The 15,526-nt window shown below is 72.2% G+C and carries 14 protein-coding genes; 12 read left to right on the top strand and 2 right to left on the bottom strand.

Translation table 11 applies throughout. From position 1 onward, the window contains the following. The first annotated feature begins 68 nt into the window (after positions 1-68). Genes BMX74_RS05865 through BMX74_RS05835 form a run of 7 tightly spaced genes read left to right on the top strand, consistent with a single transcriptional unit; the run spans position 69 to position 6,875 of the window. The gene (locus BMX74_RS05865; protein WP_055501966.1) at positions 69-1,220 is read left to right on the top strand and encodes an inositol-3-phosphate synthase; all 1,152 of its coding nucleotides are present in this window, start codon (positions 69-71) and stop codon (positions 1,218-1,220) included. Beyond that, entirely contained in the window at positions 1,217-2,065 is an 849-nt protein-coding gene (locus BMX74_RS05860; RefSeq protein WP_091098796.1) for an SCO3242 family prenyltransferase, read from the top strand. Before BMX74_RS05865 ends, BMX74_RS05860 begins: the two co-directional genes overlap by 4 nt. After that, on the top strand, positions 2,062-2,919 hold the full coding sequence (locus tag BMX74_RS05855; RefSeq protein WP_091098794.1) for a sugar phosphate isomerase/epimerase family protein: 858 nt from the start codon (positions 2,062-2,064) through the stop codon (positions 2,917-2,919). The genes BMX74_RS05860 and BMX74_RS05855 overlap by 4 nt, the downstream gene beginning before the upstream one ends. Beyond that, on the top strand, positions 2,916-3,521 hold the full coding sequence (locus tag BMX74_RS05850) for an EboA domain-containing protein (protein ID WP_201784453.1): 606 nt from the start codon (positions 2,916-2,918) through the stop codon (positions 3,519-3,521). The genes BMX74_RS05855 and BMX74_RS05850 overlap by 4 nt, the downstream gene beginning before the upstream one ends. Then, positions 3,521-4,372 (top strand): TatD family hydrolase, encoded by an 852-nt coding sequence (locus tag BMX74_RS05845; protein WP_091098792.1) that lies wholly within the window; start codon positions 3,521-3,523, stop codon positions 4,370-4,372. The genes BMX74_RS05850 and BMX74_RS05845 overlap by 1 nt, the downstream gene beginning before the upstream one ends. Beyond that, positions 4,372-5,499 carry a metabolite traffic protein EboE gene (gene eboE, locus BMX74_RS05840; protein ID WP_091098790.1) on the top strand — a complete coding sequence of 376 codons (1,128 nt, stop codon included), beginning with the start codon at positions 4,372-4,374 and terminating at the stop codon, positions 5,497-5,499. The genes BMX74_RS05845 and eboE overlap by 1 nt, the downstream gene beginning before the upstream one ends. Then, positions 5,496-6,875 (top strand): alkaline phosphatase family protein, encoded by a 1,380-nt coding sequence (locus tag BMX74_RS05835; protein WP_055501961.1) that lies wholly within the window; start codon positions 5,496-5,498, stop codon positions 6,873-6,875. Before eboE ends, BMX74_RS05835 begins: the two co-directional genes overlap by 4 nt. On the opposite strand, the gene BMX74_RS05830 is transcribed toward BMX74_RS05835, so the two are convergent. Both BMX74_RS05830 and xylB read right to left on the bottom strand, forming a co-directional pair. Next, a complete protein-coding gene (locus BMX74_RS05830) occupies positions 6,838-8,040 on the bottom strand; it encodes an ROK family transcriptional regulator (RefSeq protein ID WP_091098915.1) in 1,203 nt (400 codons plus the stop codon). The genes BMX74_RS05835 and BMX74_RS05830 overlap by 38 nt on opposite strands. A 171-nt stretch (positions 8,041-8,211) precedes the next feature. Beyond that, positions 8,212-9,666, bottom strand: coding sequence for a xylulokinase (gene xylB, locus BMX74_RS05825; RefSeq protein ID WP_091098788.1), 1,455 nt, complete (start codon positions 9,664-9,666; stop codon positions 8,212-8,214). Positions 9,667-9,788: 122 nt separating this feature from the next. Here xylB and xylA point away from each other — a divergent pair, with 122 nt between their 5' ends. The 5 genes from xylA to BMX74_RS05800 all read left to right on the top strand — a co-directional run bounded on the left by xylA (position 9,789) and on the right by BMX74_RS05800 (position 15,441). Next, positions 9,789-10,964 carry a xylose isomerase gene (xylA, locus tag BMX74_RS05820; protein WP_201784452.1) on the top strand — a complete coding sequence of 392 codons (1,176 nt, stop codon included), beginning with the start codon at positions 9,789-9,791 and terminating at the stop codon, positions 10,962-10,964. Between the two features lie 320 nt (positions 10,965-11,284). Further along, positions 11,285-12,466: a Gfo/Idh/MocA family protein gene (locus tag BMX74_RS05815; protein WP_091098785.1), complete on the top strand. Its 1,182-nt coding sequence runs from the start codon at positions 11,285-11,287 to the stop codon at positions 12,464-12,466. Then, positions 12,463-13,311 carry an SDR family NAD(P)-dependent oxidoreductase gene (locus tag BMX74_RS05810; RefSeq protein WP_091098783.1) on the top strand — a complete coding sequence of 283 codons (849 nt, stop codon included), beginning with the start codon at positions 12,463-12,465 and terminating at the stop codon, positions 13,309-13,311. Before BMX74_RS05815 ends, BMX74_RS05810 begins: the two co-directional genes overlap by 4 nt. 97 nt (positions 13,312-13,408) lie before the next feature. Then, positions 13,409-14,473, top strand: a complete 1,065-nt coding sequence (locus BMX74_RS05805; protein ID WP_091098781.1) for a glycosyltransferase family 4 protein — start codon at positions 13,409-13,411, stop codon at positions 14,471-14,473. Continuing rightward, the gene (locus BMX74_RS05800; protein ID WP_177227246.1) at positions 14,470-15,441 is read left to right on the top strand and encodes a DMT family transporter; all 972 of its coding nucleotides are present in this window, start codon (positions 14,470-14,472) and stop codon (positions 15,439-15,441) included. The genes BMX74_RS05805 and BMX74_RS05800 overlap by 4 nt, the downstream gene beginning before the upstream one ends. Positions 15,442-15,526: the final 85 nt, after the last annotated feature.

The raw sequence follows: 15,526 nt of genomic DNA, 5'->3' as shown, positions 1-15,526 counted from the left end.
CCGCCACCCGGGGAGCTCACCTACTCTCACCCCCCGCCGTTCCGGCGGACGATCGCCAGAGGAGACAGATGAGTACGGGAGTATGGCTGATCGGAGCACGAGGATCAGTCGCGGTCACCGGCATGATCGGGGCACTGGCGGTGCGTGCGGGCCTGGCCGAGCCGACCGGATGCGTCCTGGAGTCGCCCGAGCTGCGCAGCGAAGCCGTGCCCGGCATCGGGGAGCTGGTCTTCGGCGGCCACGACATCTCCTCGATCCCCCTGGTGAAGAAGGCGGCCGCGCTGGCTGAAGCGGGGATCTTACCGGCCCGGCTCGCCGGAGTCGTCCAGGACGCGTTGCTGGAGATCGAGCAGGACGTGCGGCCTCTGCCGGTCCACGACACGCAGGCCGGGGTCGCGGAGGCCATCGGCGCCGACCTGGACCGTTTCCGCCGGCGGCACCACCTGGAGCGAGTCGTCGTGATCAACGTCTCGACCACCGAGCCGGCACCGCCGCCGCACCCCGCCCACACCGATCTCGACGCGCTGCGGGCCGCGCTGGACGGCCCGGACCCCGTCCTGCCGCCCAGCGCCCTGGCCGCCTACGCCGCCCTGTGCGCCGGCTGCCCGTACGTCGACTTCACGCCCTCCACCGGCGCCCGCCTGCCCGCCCTCGACGCCCTGGCCCGCAGCCAGGGCCTCCCGTACGCGGGACACGACGGCAAGACCGGTGAGACTCTCGTCAAGTCGGTGCTCGCCCCGATGTTCGCCCTGCGCAACCTGAAGGTGCGCACCTGGTCGGGAACCAACCTCCTGGGCGGCGGCGACGGCGCCAACCTGGCCGAGCCGGCGGCCAACGCCGCCAAGTGCGCCAGCAAACAGCGCGTGCTGGCGGAGACGCTCGGCTACGTCCCGCAGGGCGCCACCCGCATCGACTTCCTTGAGGACCTCGACGACTTCAAGACCGCCTGGGATTTGATCACCTTCGAGGGCTTCCTCGGCACGCGCATGCGCATGGAGTTCACCTGGCAGGGCTGCGACTCCGCGCTGGCCGCGCCTCTGCTCCTGGACCTGGCACGGCTGACCGCGGCCGCGCACCGAGCCGGGCGTACGGGCCCGCTCACCGAGCTGGCCTTCTTCTTCAAGGACCCTCTCGGACAGGTGTCGCACGCACTGGCCGAGCAGTGGCAGATGTTACGCGACGCGCTCGCCGCGTTCGACGCGCGGATCACGCGGCGATGACGACGCCGCGCGACCTGCTGGAGCTGGTCCGGGCGCCGGCGGCGCTGTCCGTTCCCGGCGACGTCGTCGCCGGCGCGGCCGCCGGAGGGGCACTCGGCCGCCGTACCGCCGGCCTGGCCTGTTCCTCGATCTGCCTGTACTGGGCCGGGATGGCCGCCAACGACTGGGCTGACCGGCGCCTCGACGCGATCGAGCGGCCCGAGCGGCCCATTCCCTCGGGGAGGGTGTCGGCGAACGCGGCCCTCGGCACAGCGGCGACGCTCACGGTCGCCGGCCTCGCCGTGGCCGGGCTCGTGGGCGGCCGGCGTGCCCTGGCGGTCGCCGCCCCTCTGGCCTGCGCCGTCTGGACGTACGACCTCGCGGCCAAGGGCACACCCGTCGGCCCCCTGACGATGGCGCTGTGCCGTGGCCTGGACGTGCTGCTGGGCGCCAGCCTCAGCTCCTCGGCCGTCGCCGCGCTGCCTGCCGCCCTCACGATCGCCGCCCACACGTACCTGCTCACCGCACTCTCACACGCCGAGGTGTCGGGCGCCGACCCACGCCTGCCCGCGGCGACCCTGGCAGGCACTCTCTCGCTCGCCGCCGCCACCGCCCACGGCAGTGCCGGCGCGACGCAGCTGACCCTCGCCGGCTGGTACGCCGCGCAGTTCGGACGCCCCCAGGCGCGCGCCGTCGTCAACCCCTCGCCGGTGCGCGTCCGTGAGGCGGTCACCGCGGGCATCGTCAGCCTGCCGGCCCTCCAGGGAGCTCTCGCCGCGCGCGGTGGCGCCCCGCGCGTCGCACTCGCCCTCGCGGCGGCGATTCCGCTGGCCTGGCACCTGGTCAGGAAGATCTCAGCCACATGAGGTTCGGCTACGGGACCAACGGCTTCGCCAACCACCGGCTGGCGGATGCCCTGGACGTCATCGCCGACCTCGGCTACGCCGGCGTGGCCCTGACGCTCGACCACTCTCACCTCGATCCGTACGCGGAGGGGCTGGGACGTCGGGTGGCGGAGGTCGCCGACCGGCTGCGTGCCCTCGATCTGGCGGTGGTCGTCGAGACCGGTGCGCGCTACCTGCTCGATCCGCGGCGCAAGCACGCCCCGACGTTGCTCGACGACGATCGCGGCCTGCGCGTGGATTTCCTGCGCCGCGCCATCGCGATCGGCGCCGATCTGGGCGCCGAGGCGGTGTCGTTCTGGTCCGGCGTACAGCCGGTCACGCTCGATCGGGCCACCGCCTGGGACAGGCTCGTCGACGGCTCCGCGCGAGCCCTGGACGCCGCGCAGTGCCTCGGGGTGCCGCTGGGGTTCGAACCAGAGCCCGGGATGCTCGTCGAGACGATCGGGCACTGGCGGACGCTGCACGAGGCGCTCGGCGAGCCGGACGGCTTCGGCATCACGCTGGACATCGGCCACTGCCGCTGCAACGAGCCGGATCCGGTGGCCGCCTGCGTCGCGACCGTCGCCGAGCACCTGGTCAACGTGCAGATCGACGACATGCGACGGGGCGTGCACGAGCATCTGGAGTTCGGAGACGGGGAGATCGACTTCCCTCCGGTGCTGCGCGCGCTCACCGATGCCGGCTACCGGGGCCTGGTCTCGGTCGAGTTGCCCCGCCACTGCCACGCCGCGCCCGCCGTGGCCGCGCGTTCCCTCGGATTCCTGCGCGAGGCCGAGAAGGCGTCCAGGCGCCACGGTGAAAGGAGTGCGGAGTGACGCGACCGGAGCGGCTGCGAGCCGCGCTGCGGGACATGCCGGTGGCGGCGTGGCTGGACACCGCGCTCACCGCAGCCGTCGAGCGGCCCGAGACGGTCGGCCGGTCCTTCGCCCGGGCCGGCAGGCAGGCCGGGCGCGCGCCGCTGCCCGGCGTCCCCGGCTGGACGGCGGACGAGGCCGCCCGGGCGCTGCTGCTGGCCGCGCTGCCCGCGGACCGGTTACCGGCCGAGATCGACGACCTCTACCGCCACGGCGACGCCGAGGAGAAGCTTGCCGTGCTCAAGGCCCTGCCGATGCTCGCCGCCGGCCCGGCGGGGCTGCCGCTGCTGCACGACGCGATCCGCACGAACGACACGCGTTTGCTGGCGGCCGCCCTCGGCCCGTACGCCCGGCATCTCGGCCAGGCCGCCTGGCGGCAGGCGGTGCTCAAGTGCGTGTTCATGGGCGTGCCGCTGACCGCGGTGGATGGGCTGGACGAGCGGGCCGACCACGAGCTGGCGGTCATGCTGGCCGCCTTCTCCGACGAGCGCGCGGCGGCGGGGCGTCCGATGCCCGCCGACGCCGCCGCACTGCTGGACCGTCTGACCCTGAAGGAGGCTTGATGCGCATCTTCGACCCGCACATCCACATGACGTCGCGCACCACCGACGACTACGCGCGGATGGCCGCCGCAGGCATCCGGAGCGTCGTGGAGCCTGCCTTCTGGCTCGGGCAGCCGCGTACCGGTCCCGGCTCGTTCACCGACTACTTCGACTCCTTGATCGGCTGGGAGCCGTACCGGGCCGCACAGTTCGGCGTCGTCCACCACGCCACCATCGCGCTCAATCCCAAGGAGGCGAACGACCCGCGTTGCCGGCCCGTGCTGGACCTGCTGCCGCGGTACCTGGACAAGGGCCGTGTCGTGGCGGTCGGCGAGATCGGCTACGACTCGATGACCCCGGAGGAGGACGACGCCTTCGAACGGCAGCTCGCGCTGGCCGTCGAGCATGACCTGCCGGCGCTCGTGCACACCCCCCACCGGGACAAGGCCCGCGGCACCCGGCGGACTCTGGAGGTCGTCGCCGCCTCCGGGATCGCGCCCGAGCGGGTCACCGTCGACCACCTCAACGAGGTCACCGTCGGCATGGTGCGCGAGTCCGGATGCTGGATGGGTTTCTCCATCTATCCCGAGACGAAGATGTCGCCGCCCCGCATGGTGGAGATACTCAGGGAGTACGGCCTGGACCGGATGCTGGTCAACTCCGCCGCCGACTGGGGCGTCTCCGACCCGCTGCTGACGCTCGAGACCGGCAAGGCCATGCTGGCCGCCGGCTTCACCGACGACGACGTCGACCGGGTGCTGTGGCGCAATCCCGTGGAGTTCTACAGTCAGTCCGGACGCCTCGACCTGACCGGTGCCGGAGCCGGCGAGCCCACCTTCGCCGGCAGCTCCGTCAAGCGCGGCGGCAGCTGATGCGCCTGCGCCATCCGGGAGGGGCACCCCTCTACCTCAGCTACTGCACCAACGTGCACGAGGCCGAAGATCTCGACGGCATCGTCGCCCAGCTCGACACCTACGCGGTGCCGATCCGTGCCCGCCTCGGCACCGACGTGCTCGGGCTCGGGCTCTGGCTGGCCGCGCCCGTCGCCGCCGCCCTCGCCGCCGACCGCGCGCTGCGCGCCAGGCTCCGCCGCGAGCTCTCCGCACGGTGCCTGGAGGTGGTCACGCTCAACGGTTTCCCCTACCGTTCCTTCCAGAATCCCGTCGTCAAGCACGCCGTCTACCACCCGGACTGGACGACGGAGGATCGCCTGTCCTACACCCTCGACCTGGCGCTCGTCCTCGCGGACCTGCTCCCTGAGGACGTGGCCCGAGGGTCCGTCTCGACGCTGCCGCTCGCCTGGCGCGAACCGTGGGGCCCGGGGACGGCCGGCCTCGCCGCGCGCCGGCTCGACCGGCTGGCCGCCGGCCTCGCCGCCGTCGAGTCGTCCACCGGGCGAGTGGTGCGGGTGGGGTTCGAGCCTGAACCCGGCTGCGTGGTGGAGACCACCGGCCAGGCTGTGGCGAGGCTCGCCGACGTCGACAGCGACCGGCTCGGCGTCTGCCTGGATCTCGCCCACCTGGCCTGCGCCTGGGAAGAGCCCTCCGACGCGGTGAAAGCGCTGGAGCGAGCCGGCCTGCCCATCGTCAAGGTCCAGCTCTCCGCCGCCCTGGAAACCGCGGCCCCGGACGCCCTGCGCGAGTACGTCGAGCCGCGGTTCCTGCATCAGACGCGCAACGCCGCGGGCGACGCGGCGGACGACCTCGGAGAGGCGTTCGAGCGGCGGCTGCCCGGACCGTGGCGGGTGCACTACCACGTGCCTCTCCACGTCGCGCCGGCCGACCCGCTGGCCACGACGATTCCGGTGCTGCGTGCCGCGCTCGCCGAACTCGTCGGCGGGCCGCAACCCCTCTGCGACCACTACGACGTGGAGACCTACACCTGGGGCGTGCTGCCACCCGGGCTGCGCCCGAAGAACCCCGAGCAGCTCGCCGCGGGCATCGCGGACGAGTTGGACTTCGCCCGTACGGAGCTGCGGGAGCTGGGAGCGAGCACATGACATCGTTGCTGGTCCTGGACGTGGTAGGGCTGACGCCGAGGCTGCTGGCCCACATGCCGCGGCTGCGGTCCGTCGCCGCGGACGGCTTCCAGGCGCGACTCGGCACGGTGTTGCCCGCCGTGACCTGCTCGGTGCAGTCGACGTTCCTGACCGGCGTTCCGCCGGCCGGGCACGGCATCGTCGCCAACGGCTGGTACTTCCGCGACCTCGGCGAGGTCCTGCTGTGGCGCCAGCACAACGCGCTCGTCGGCGGCGAGAAGGTGTGGCAGGCCGCCCGGCGCGAGCGGCCCGGCTTCACCGTGGCGAACGTGTGCTGGTGGTACGCGATGGGCGCCGACGTCGACTGGACCGTCACCCCGCGGCCGATCTACCACGCGGACGGGCGTAAGGAGCCCGACTGCTACACCCACCCCCCGGAGCTGCACGACGAGCTCACCGCGACGCTGGGGGCCTTCCCTCTCTTCACGTACTGGGGCCCGGGGGCGGGCATCGCCTCGTCGGCCTGGATCTGCCGGGCCACCCAGCACGTCATGGCGGTGCACGACCCGGACCTGACCCTGGCCTACATCCCCCACCTCGACTACGACCTGCAACGGTACGGCCCGTCCGACCCGCGCGCCGCCGCGGCGGCGCGCGAACTCGACACCGTTCTGGCGCCGCTGCTGGACGCCGCGCTGGCGCGGGGAAGGACGGTCGTCGTCGTGTCCGAGTACGGGATCACCGACGTCTCCCGCCCCGTCGACGTCAACCGGACGCTGCGTGCGGAAGGGTTTCTCCAGGTCTACACGCAGGCGGGCATGGAGTACCTCGACCCATGGACCTCACGCGCGTTCGCCGTCGCCGACCACCAGGTGGCCCACGTCTACGTCGCCGACCCCGCCGACGTGCCGGCCGTCGCGAAGCTCTGCGCGTCCGTCGCCGGAGTCGCCGAGGTGCTCGGCGACGACGGGAAGGCGGCACACGGCCTGGACCACCCCCGCTCCGGCGAGCTGGTCCTGCTCTCCGAGCGAGACGCCTGGTTCACCTACTATTACTGGCTCGACGAGGCCCGTGCCCCCGACTTCGCCCGCCTCGTCGAGATCCATCGCAAGCCCGGCTACGACCCCGCCGAGCTCCTCTTCGACCCGGCGAACCCCGGCGCCGCCCGGCGCCGGGCCGGCATGGCACTGTTGCGCAAGAAGCTCGGCATGCGCTACCTGATGGACGTCGTCGGCCTCGACCAGGGCGCCCGCGCCGTGCGCGGCTCTCACGGGCTGCTTCCCGCTGATCCCGCCGACGCTCCCGTGCTGCTCTGCTCCGACGCGTCGGCCGCACGAGAACGGTTCGAGGCCACGGAGATCAAGGACTTGCTCCTGCGCCTGTGCCTCTCGTCCTGAGCCAGGTCGGGTTGTCGAGACACGCCTGCACGACCGAGTTGGCCGCGCCGAGGAGCGGACCGTCCGCGCCCAGACGAGATACGGTCACCGCGCCTTGACCCACGCGACCCGGATCCATGACGCGGCGGTCCAGCTCTCGCTCCAACGCGGGCAGCAGCCACGGCAGCAGGGGAGAAAGACCGCCGCCGAGCACCACTTTCTGCGGGTCGAGGAGATTGACGACGCCCGCGAGCGCTATCCCGAGCGCCTTGCCGGCCTCGCGCAGCGCGCGCCGCACCTGCTGGTCGCCGTCGCCCGCGCGCTCCGCCAGATACGCGATCGGGCGGCCGGGACCCGGATGCCGGGCCGCCGCCTGCGCTGGATCGACGCCGCTCGCCCGCAGCAGAGCTTCCTCACCCGCGTACTGCTCCAGGCAGCCCCGTCCACCGCACGCGCACGGCGGGCCTTCTGGCCGGACCGGCACGTGACCGAGCTCCCCCGCGAAGCCGTGCGTCCCGCGCAGCAGTCGTCCGTCGATGACGACCGCCGCGCCGATGCCCGCCTCGGCTGAGACGTGCACCAGGTCACGCGGGGCGGGGTCGTGGCCGCCGAGCCACAGCTCGGCGAGCGCACCGTAGTTGGCCTCGTTGTCGACCGTCAGGGGGAGAGCGGGAAACGAGGGTGCGACGTCCACGCCTTCCCAGCCGAGATTGGGAGCGCGCACCACGGACGACGACCCGCTCGCCACCAGTCCTGGCACCGCGACGGCGAGCCCCACCGGCCGTAGTCCCTGATCCTCCGCCTGCGCCGAAACCTGCCGGACGAGATCGGCGAGGTCGTCGAGCACCGGTCCGGGCGCACGGTTCCGGTTGGCGGCCTCGGACACGATGCGCGCCCGCACCCGTCCGCTCAGATCCACCGCGCACACGGCGAGGTGGTCGACTCCGATCTCCGCGCCAAGACCCGCCGGGCCCTGCTCGTTGAGCTGCAGCGCGCTGCCAGGGCGCCCCACCGTTCCCGGGCGCGACGGCCCGAGTTCCACGAGCAGCCCGGCACCTATGAGCTCGTCGACGAGCGTCGACACAGCGGCCCGCGTCAGGCCGATGCGGGACGCGACGGATGCACGGGACAGTGGCCCGCTCCTGGCCACGGCATGCATGACGAGCGAAAGGTTGCGCCGACGCATCTCCTGCTGCGTGATGGACGGTGGCTCTGACACCTGAACTCCTCTCGAGCGGTCTTCGTGTCTCGCGGGCCGCGGGCGCCACCGGCGTGGCGACGGCGGCTCGTGGAGAGATCCGGGACCCTTCGGCGCCGGGCGGGAACCGCCGGGTGTCAGGCTACGCCGCCCGCAGGCTCAGCCACGCCCGAGCAACTCCTGCGCCCCTGACATGACCTGCCTGATGCGGTGCAGCGCCGCGTCGTCACGCTGGACCGGCTCGTACAGGGGGCCTTCCGTGGTGGCCCAGCCGCGTGCCACCGCTGCCGGGTCCTCACCCAGCAGCAGCCCTGCCGCCTGTGCGGCGGCGCCGAGGGCGACCAGGTCCCCGGCGCTCGGCACGCGCACGGGGCGTCCGCTCAGCCTGCGGACCGTTTCACGCCACGCCGTTCCCCTGGCGCCGCCTCCGATGAGCAGGATGGGGGCATCTGGCGCGGCGTCCTCGTCGAGGACCCGGTCCAGTGCTGTGAGCAGGGCGAAGACGGCGCCGTCGTACGCGGCCTGCAGCACCTGTCCGGGCGTCGTGCCGTGGCGGAGTCCGTACAGCAGGCCGGAGGCCAGCGGGAGGTCGGGAGTGCGCTCGCCGTCCAGGAAGGGAAGCAGGACCGTCGAGCCGCCCTGTTCGACCGCCTCGCGGTCGCGGCCGAGGAGACCGGCGATCCTGTCGACGGCCAGCGTGCAGTTGAGGGTGCAGGCGAGCGGCAACCACGCGTCGCGGGCGTCCGCGAACCCCGCGACGACGCCTGTGGGGTCGGCAGGTCTGCGGGCTGAGACGGCGTAGACGGTGCCGGAGGTGCCGAGACTGAGGACCGGCCGGCCTGGTCGCAGGCCGAGCCCGAGGGCTGCCGCCATGTTGTCGCCGGTGCCGGCGGCGACCAGGGCGCCGGCGGCCACGGGCAGGTCGGGAAGGTTCTGTACGGTTCCGGCTGCTGCGCCGTGCGGCAGTACTCGCGGCAGCAGGTCGGGGGAGAGCCCTACATGCGCCAGGATCTCCTCGTCGTAGGCTTCTGACGCGGACGCCCACCAGCCGGTGCCCGAGGCGTCGCCTCGGTCTGTCACGCCCTGCCCGGTGAGCCGTTCCGTCAGGTAGTCGTGGGGGAGGCGCACAGCCGCCGTGGCACGGGCGGCTTCCGGCTCGTTCTCCCGAAGCCAGGCCCATTTCGTGACCGTGAAGGACGGCGCGGGGACGCTGCCGGTTCGCTCCGCCCACGCCTGGAAGCCGCCCAGTTCGCCGATGAGCCGGTCACGCTGAGGTGCGGAGCGGACGTCGTTCCACAGCAGCGCGGGCCGTACCGGCAGACCGGAGCGGTCCAGCGTGACGAGTCCGTGCTGCTGGCCGCCGATGGAGATGGCGGCCGCCTGTGGGGCGTACGGTTCGCACTGCGCGAGCGCCTCCCGGAGCGCCGCCCACCACTGCTCGGGGTCGCTCTCCTTGCCGTCGCCCGCTGCTCCGCCGCTCACCGTGTGAGGGGCCTGCCCTCGCGCCACCACTGCGCCGGTCGCGACGTCGACGACCAGCGCCTTCGTCGATTGCGTGGAGCTGTCCACTCCGATGACCAGTGGCCCTTCATGGACGGGCACGGCTGCTGACATCTCTTCGCCCTCGTCTCCTTGCGCGGATCCCGGGATGCGGATGCGTCAGGGGTTCCCCGGGGCGCCTTAAGATACTAATTTGTTAAGCGCCATGACAAATAGACCCACCCCCTGAGGGAGGCATGATGAGTCACACCCCCACCCCGGAGGACAGATTCAGCTTCGGACTGTGGACGGTCGGCTGGCAGGGAAGGGATCCCTTCGGCGACGCCACCCGGCCGGCGCTCGATCCCGCCGAGTCCGTCAGACGGCTCGCCGACCTCGGCGCCTACGGCGTGACGTTCCACGACGACGACCTGATCCCGTTCGGCGCCTCGGAAGCAGAGCGCGAAGAGCGCGTCAAGCGGTTCCGGCAGGCCCTGGACGCCACCGGCATGACCGTCCCGATGGCCACGACGAACCTCTTCACCCACCCCGTCTTCAAGGACGGGGGCTTCACCGCCAACGACCGCGACGTACGCCGCTTCGCGCTGCGCAAGACCATCCGCAACATCGACCTCGCCGCCGAGCTGGGCGCGAAGACGTACGTCGCCTGGGGAGGCCGTGAAGGCGCGGAGTCCGGCGCCGCCAAGGACGTCCGCACCGCCCTGGACCGGATGAAGGAGGCCTTCGACCTGCTGGGCGCGTATGTCCTGGAGCAGGGCTACGATCTGCGTTTCGCGATCGAGCCGAAGCCGAACGAGCCGCGCGGCGACATCCTCCTGCCGACCATCGGACACGCGCTCGCCTTCATCGAGCGCCTGGAACGGCCCGAACTCTACGGCGTCAACCCCGAGGTCGGCCACGAGCAGATGGCCGGCCTGAACTTCCCGCACGGCATCGCTCAGGCACTGTGGGCGGGCAAGCTCTTCCACATCGATCTCAACGGCCAGAACGGCATCAAGTACGACCAGGACCTGCGCTTCGGCGCCGGTGACCTGCGGGCCGCCTTCTGGCTGGTGGACCTGCTGGAGACCGGCGGCTACGACGGTCCCCGCCATTTCGACTTCAAACCGCCGCGGACCGAGGACCTCGACGGGGTGTGGGCCTCGGCCGCCGGGTGCATGCGCAACTACCTCATCCTCAAGGAGCGGGCCGCGGCCTTCCGCGCCGATCCGGAGGTTCAGGAGGCCCTGCGTGCCTCGCGCCTGGACGAACTGGCGCAGACGACGCTGGGCGAGCACGAGACCCTGGCGGGGTTTCTCGCGGACCGCACCGCCTACGAGGAGTTCGATGTGCAGGCCGCCGTGGAACGCGGGATGGCCTTCGAACGCCTCGACCAACTCGCCATGGACCATCTGCTCGCGGCGCGCGGCTGAAGACATCGGGCTGACGGCTGGGAGACGGCCGTAGTCCGGCGACGAGGGAGGTCACCGGCAGGTGGTTGGCCGAGCAGGACGAACCGCCTACCGGAGACCTCGCAGCCGCCTTGGAACTCCGGACCCGATGGGACGAGGCGTCGCCGGCACGCGAGCGTCGACGCGAAAGAGTGTACGAGTGCGCAAAACAGCTTCAAGCCTTGTCTTTGCGTGCAATATTGGGCATCTTCATGACAACGGCCCCGCGAGTGCCGTCCGGCCGCACAGCGTGGTGCGGGGAACACAGCTCGACGACTCAACGTGATGGAGCCCGACAGAGCATGGATGATCTCCGAATCGCCGCCATCGGACTGGGACTCAGGCGCAGCCTCGCCGTCGCCGCCCACCGCGAACCAGGCCGCGGATCGCGTGTCACCGCGGTCTGCGATCTGGACGAGGCCACCCTCCGCACAGAGGCCCGCTTCTTCGGCACGAACGCCGCCGAGACCGACTACCGCCGCGTGCTGGACCGCGACGACATCGACGCGGTGCTGGTGGCCACCCCCGACCACACCCACGCCCGGGTCGCCATCGACGCGCTGAGCGCCGGCAAGGCCGTCTACCTGGAGAAACCGATGGCGACGACGGTGGCCGACGCCGACGCCGTGCTGCGCGCCGCCAGGGAGTCAGGCTCCCGCCTGTACGTCGGGCACAACATGCGGCACATGGGAGTGGTACGTCTGATGCGCCGGCTCGTGCGCGAGGGACAGATCGGCACCCCCAAGGCGGTCTGGATCCGCCACTTCGTGGGCCACGGCGGCGACTACTTCTTCAAGGACTGGCACGCCGAGCGGTCCAAGGTCAACAGTCTGCTGCTGCAGAAGGCCTGCCACGACCTCGACGCCATGCACTGGATCGTCGGGGGCTCCACCGAGGCGGTGCAGGCGATGGGCGGGCTGACCGTCTACGGTGACCTGCCGCGGCGCGAGGCGGGGGCGCCCAAGCCGGAGAACTGGCTGAGCAAGGAGCAGTGGCCGCCGTCGAGGCAGCGCGGGCTCAACCCGGTGATCGACGTCGAGGATCTCGCGCTGCTCAACCTGCGCCTGGACAACGGGGTGCTCGCCGCTTACCAGCAGTGCCACTACACCCCTGACTACTGGCGCTCCTTCACGGTGATCGGCGACGCCGGGCGGCTGGAGAACTTCGGTGACGAGCCGGGGGGCACGATCCGCCTGTGGAACACCGGCCGGCGCGACTACGACCCGGCCGGGGACGCCGAGTTCCGCATCCCCGGGCAGGTCGACGGGCATGGAGGGGCGGACGCGAAGGTGATCGAGGAGTTCGTCCGGTTCGTTCGTGAGGGCGGGCCCACCGACACCTCGCCGGTGGACGCGCGGACGGCGGTGGCCGCCGGTGACCTGGCCACCCGGTCGCTGCGGGACGGCGGTGCCCTCCTGCGCGTGCCCGAACTGGAGGAATCACTGCGGGCCTACTTCGACAACGGGCAGGTGGAGCCGGCATGAGCGGCCGTCAGGACGAGTTCGACCCGAGCGGCGTGAGCGGGCGCCAGGACCGGTTCGACCTGAGGGGAAGGGTGGCGCTGGTGACCGGCGCAGCCGGGGGCGTCGGCCGGGTGACGGCACGGCGGCTGGCGGCCTCGGGCGCGTCGGTGGCCGTCACCGACATCGACGAGTGCGGCGCGGTCGGCCTCGCCAGGGAGATCACCGCGGATGGCGGCAGGGCGATCGGCCTGCGGCTGGACGTCACGCACACCGAAAGCGTGGCGGCGGGGTTCGCCACGGCCGGGCAGCAGTTGGGCGCCCCCGTGGACGTGCTGGTCAACAACGCCATCGTGGCCTGCCCAGTGCCGCCCCGCTTCCACGAGGCTCCGCAACTCCTCTGGGACACCGACCTCGACGTGATCGTCAAAGGCGCGGTGCGCTGCGCGCAGGCGGCACTGCCCGCCATGATGGCCCGCGGTGACGGCGTGATCGTGAACGTCGTCTCGGTGAACGCCTTCGCCTTCTTCGGTCACCCCTCCTACAGCGCTGCCAAGGCGGCGATCGTCTCGCTGACCCGCTCGCTGGCCGTGGAGTACGGCGGGCACGGCATCCGGGTGAACGCCGTCAGCCCCGGGACCATCCGCACCCCGGCGTGGGACGAGCAGATCGCCAAGAACCCGGCCACCTTCGAGGCGCTCAAGCAGTGGTACCCGCTGGGGCGGGTCGGGGAGCCGGACGACGTCGCGACGTCGATCTGCTTCCTGGCCTCCGACAGCGCCGGCTGGATCACCGGGTCGGTCCTGACCGTCGACGGCGGCCTCACCGCGGGCAACGCCGTGATGGCCCGTTCCGTCGAAGGCAGCTGACCACCAGGCATACCCACGCGCGCGCCGGTGAGAGGGCCACGCCGGCGCGCGCTTCGCGCCCTCAGCCCGAACGGCCCGTCAGGAAAGGACGCAACACATGCGCGTCATGCATCTGGTGCAGTGCGGCCCCACGACCGGTGGAACGGTCAGCCACGTCGCCACCCAGGTGACCCACCAGATCGCCCGCGGATTGAAGGTCGGCGTGGTAGCCGGAAGCGACGGCGTCCTGACCGAGCACTGCCGCAGGGCGGGCGCCGACGTCTTCGTCGACCCGACCCTGCTGCCGGTGCCGGGGGAGTCCGACGACCCCGCCGCCCTCTTCGAAACGGGCGCCGCCTGGCGGCCGAACCTGATCCACGCCCACTTGATGCACGCCGGCTTCCGCGGCAAGGAGCTCTCCACCACGATCGGGACGCCGCTGCTGTACACGCAGCACATGTACAACCCGGTCGACCCGTTCCTCCAGGCCGCCGTGGCCACGGGCGCGGAAGTCCCGGTCATCGCCGTCGCCGAGTTCGCCCAGAGAGCCATCGGCAAGTTCCTCGGGGACGCGGGCCGCGTCCACTACGTGCCGAACGGCGTCGACGTCCCCACCGCGTCGAGCTTCAGGCTGGAGCCGGCCTCCGGACCGCAGGTGCTGTACTGCGGCCGCCTGTCGCCCGAGAAGGGCGTGGACGTCGCGATCCTCGCGTTCGAGCTCATGCTCGGCCACCTGCCTGGCGCGAAGCTGCACCTCGTGGGGACGGGGCCCGACGAGACCCTCCTCCGCAGGCTGGTCTCCGCCCTCGGGATCGCCGAGCACGTGCGCTTCTACGGCAGCGTGTCGGGCGCCCTGACCGCGGAGATCGGCGCGGACGTGCTCCTGGCGCCGTCACGGGGCGACGCGGCCAGCCTCGTCGTCCTGGAGGCGATGGCTTCCGGGATCCCGATCGTGTCGGCGGCGGTGGGCGGAATCCCGGAGCTGGTCCGGCACGAGACGGACGGTCTGCTGGTCGCTCCTGACGACCCGCACGCCCTGGCGGGAGCCGCGCTCAGCGTCCTGGCACGGGAGGACCGTGGCGCGGGCATGGCCGGCCGCGCGCGCGACCGGTACCAGGAGCTGTACACGGCCGCGCGGATGGTGGAAGGCACCTGCGCCGTCTACGAGACCGTCGCGCGGTGAGCGGGCACGGTGGCAGAGGGCGGTTGATCTGGCAGTCCGTCGCGCTGGTCGTCCTGCTGGCCTCGACCTGGCTGATCGTCGAGGCTTCCCTGCGCGATGCGAGCACCGCGATCGTGTCAGCAGGCCGGACCGGCTTCACCGTCCTGGGCCTGCTCGCGCTCACCTGGTGGTCGCCCGCCGGCGCCGCACCGGTCACGAAGGACACCAAGGAGGCGAGGTACCGGTGGTGGCAGGTCGTGCTGCTCGCGCTGACGGGTGTGACCGCGTACACGGTGCTCTCGACCGTCGCGATCAGCCTCGCCGGACCGGCGCTGCCCGCGCTGGCCCTCTCGCTCACCCCGGCCGTGGTCCTGATCGCCGAGAGCGTCCTGCTGCGCACCTGGCCCCCGCCGCGCACCATCGCCGGAACGGCCATCGCGGTCGCCGGCGCCGTGCTCTACATGATCCCCCGGCTGGCGGGCACGGTCGGCGCCGACGTCGCGCTCGGGTCGCTCGTCGCGCTCGCGGCGATGTTCTCCATGGCCTTCTACGGCTTGTACTTCAGCCGGACGAGCCGCGGCTACCAGGGGCCGATGGCGCCGCGCATCCTGCCGATCTTCGCCGTGGGGACGATCCCGCTCGGCGCGTGGGCGGCGGCGGACATCGCGGCGGGCGAGCGGGTCAGCTGGGCGGCGCTGGGCATGCTCGTCGTTCTCGGCGTCGTGGTCTACGTGCCCGCCTACCTCCTGCAGCACCGCATCCTGCTGACCGGCGGGCCGTCCTACTCCGCCCTACTCGGCCTCGCCGTGCCACCACTGGTGGGCGTCAGCTCGGCGTTGCTGCAGCTCGCCGGTGCGCCCGCGCCGACACAGCTCGCCGGCATGGGGCTCACGCTGGCCGGGATGGCTCTCGTCGTCCGGAGCAAGCTCGCACAGCCGAAGGAGAGCAGGCCCGGCCGTGTCACGCTGTCGAGGCCTTCAGACGCCTGATCTGCGAACACTGACGCGTGTCTGTAGCCGAGCGGTTCAGTCCCGCTTCGTGGAGAGCACGCGTCGTCCGCCGGTCCAGCCGATC

The sequence above is a fragment of the Nonomuraea pusilla genome (assembly GCF_900109355.1).
In the GTDB taxonomy this organism is placed as follows: domain Bacteria; phylum Actinomycetota; class Actinomycetes; order Streptosporangiales; family Streptosporangiaceae; genus Nonomuraea; species Nonomuraea pusilla.
Note: the sequence above shows the minus strand (reverse complement) of the source record. Positions and strands in the feature narration are given on the sequence as shown.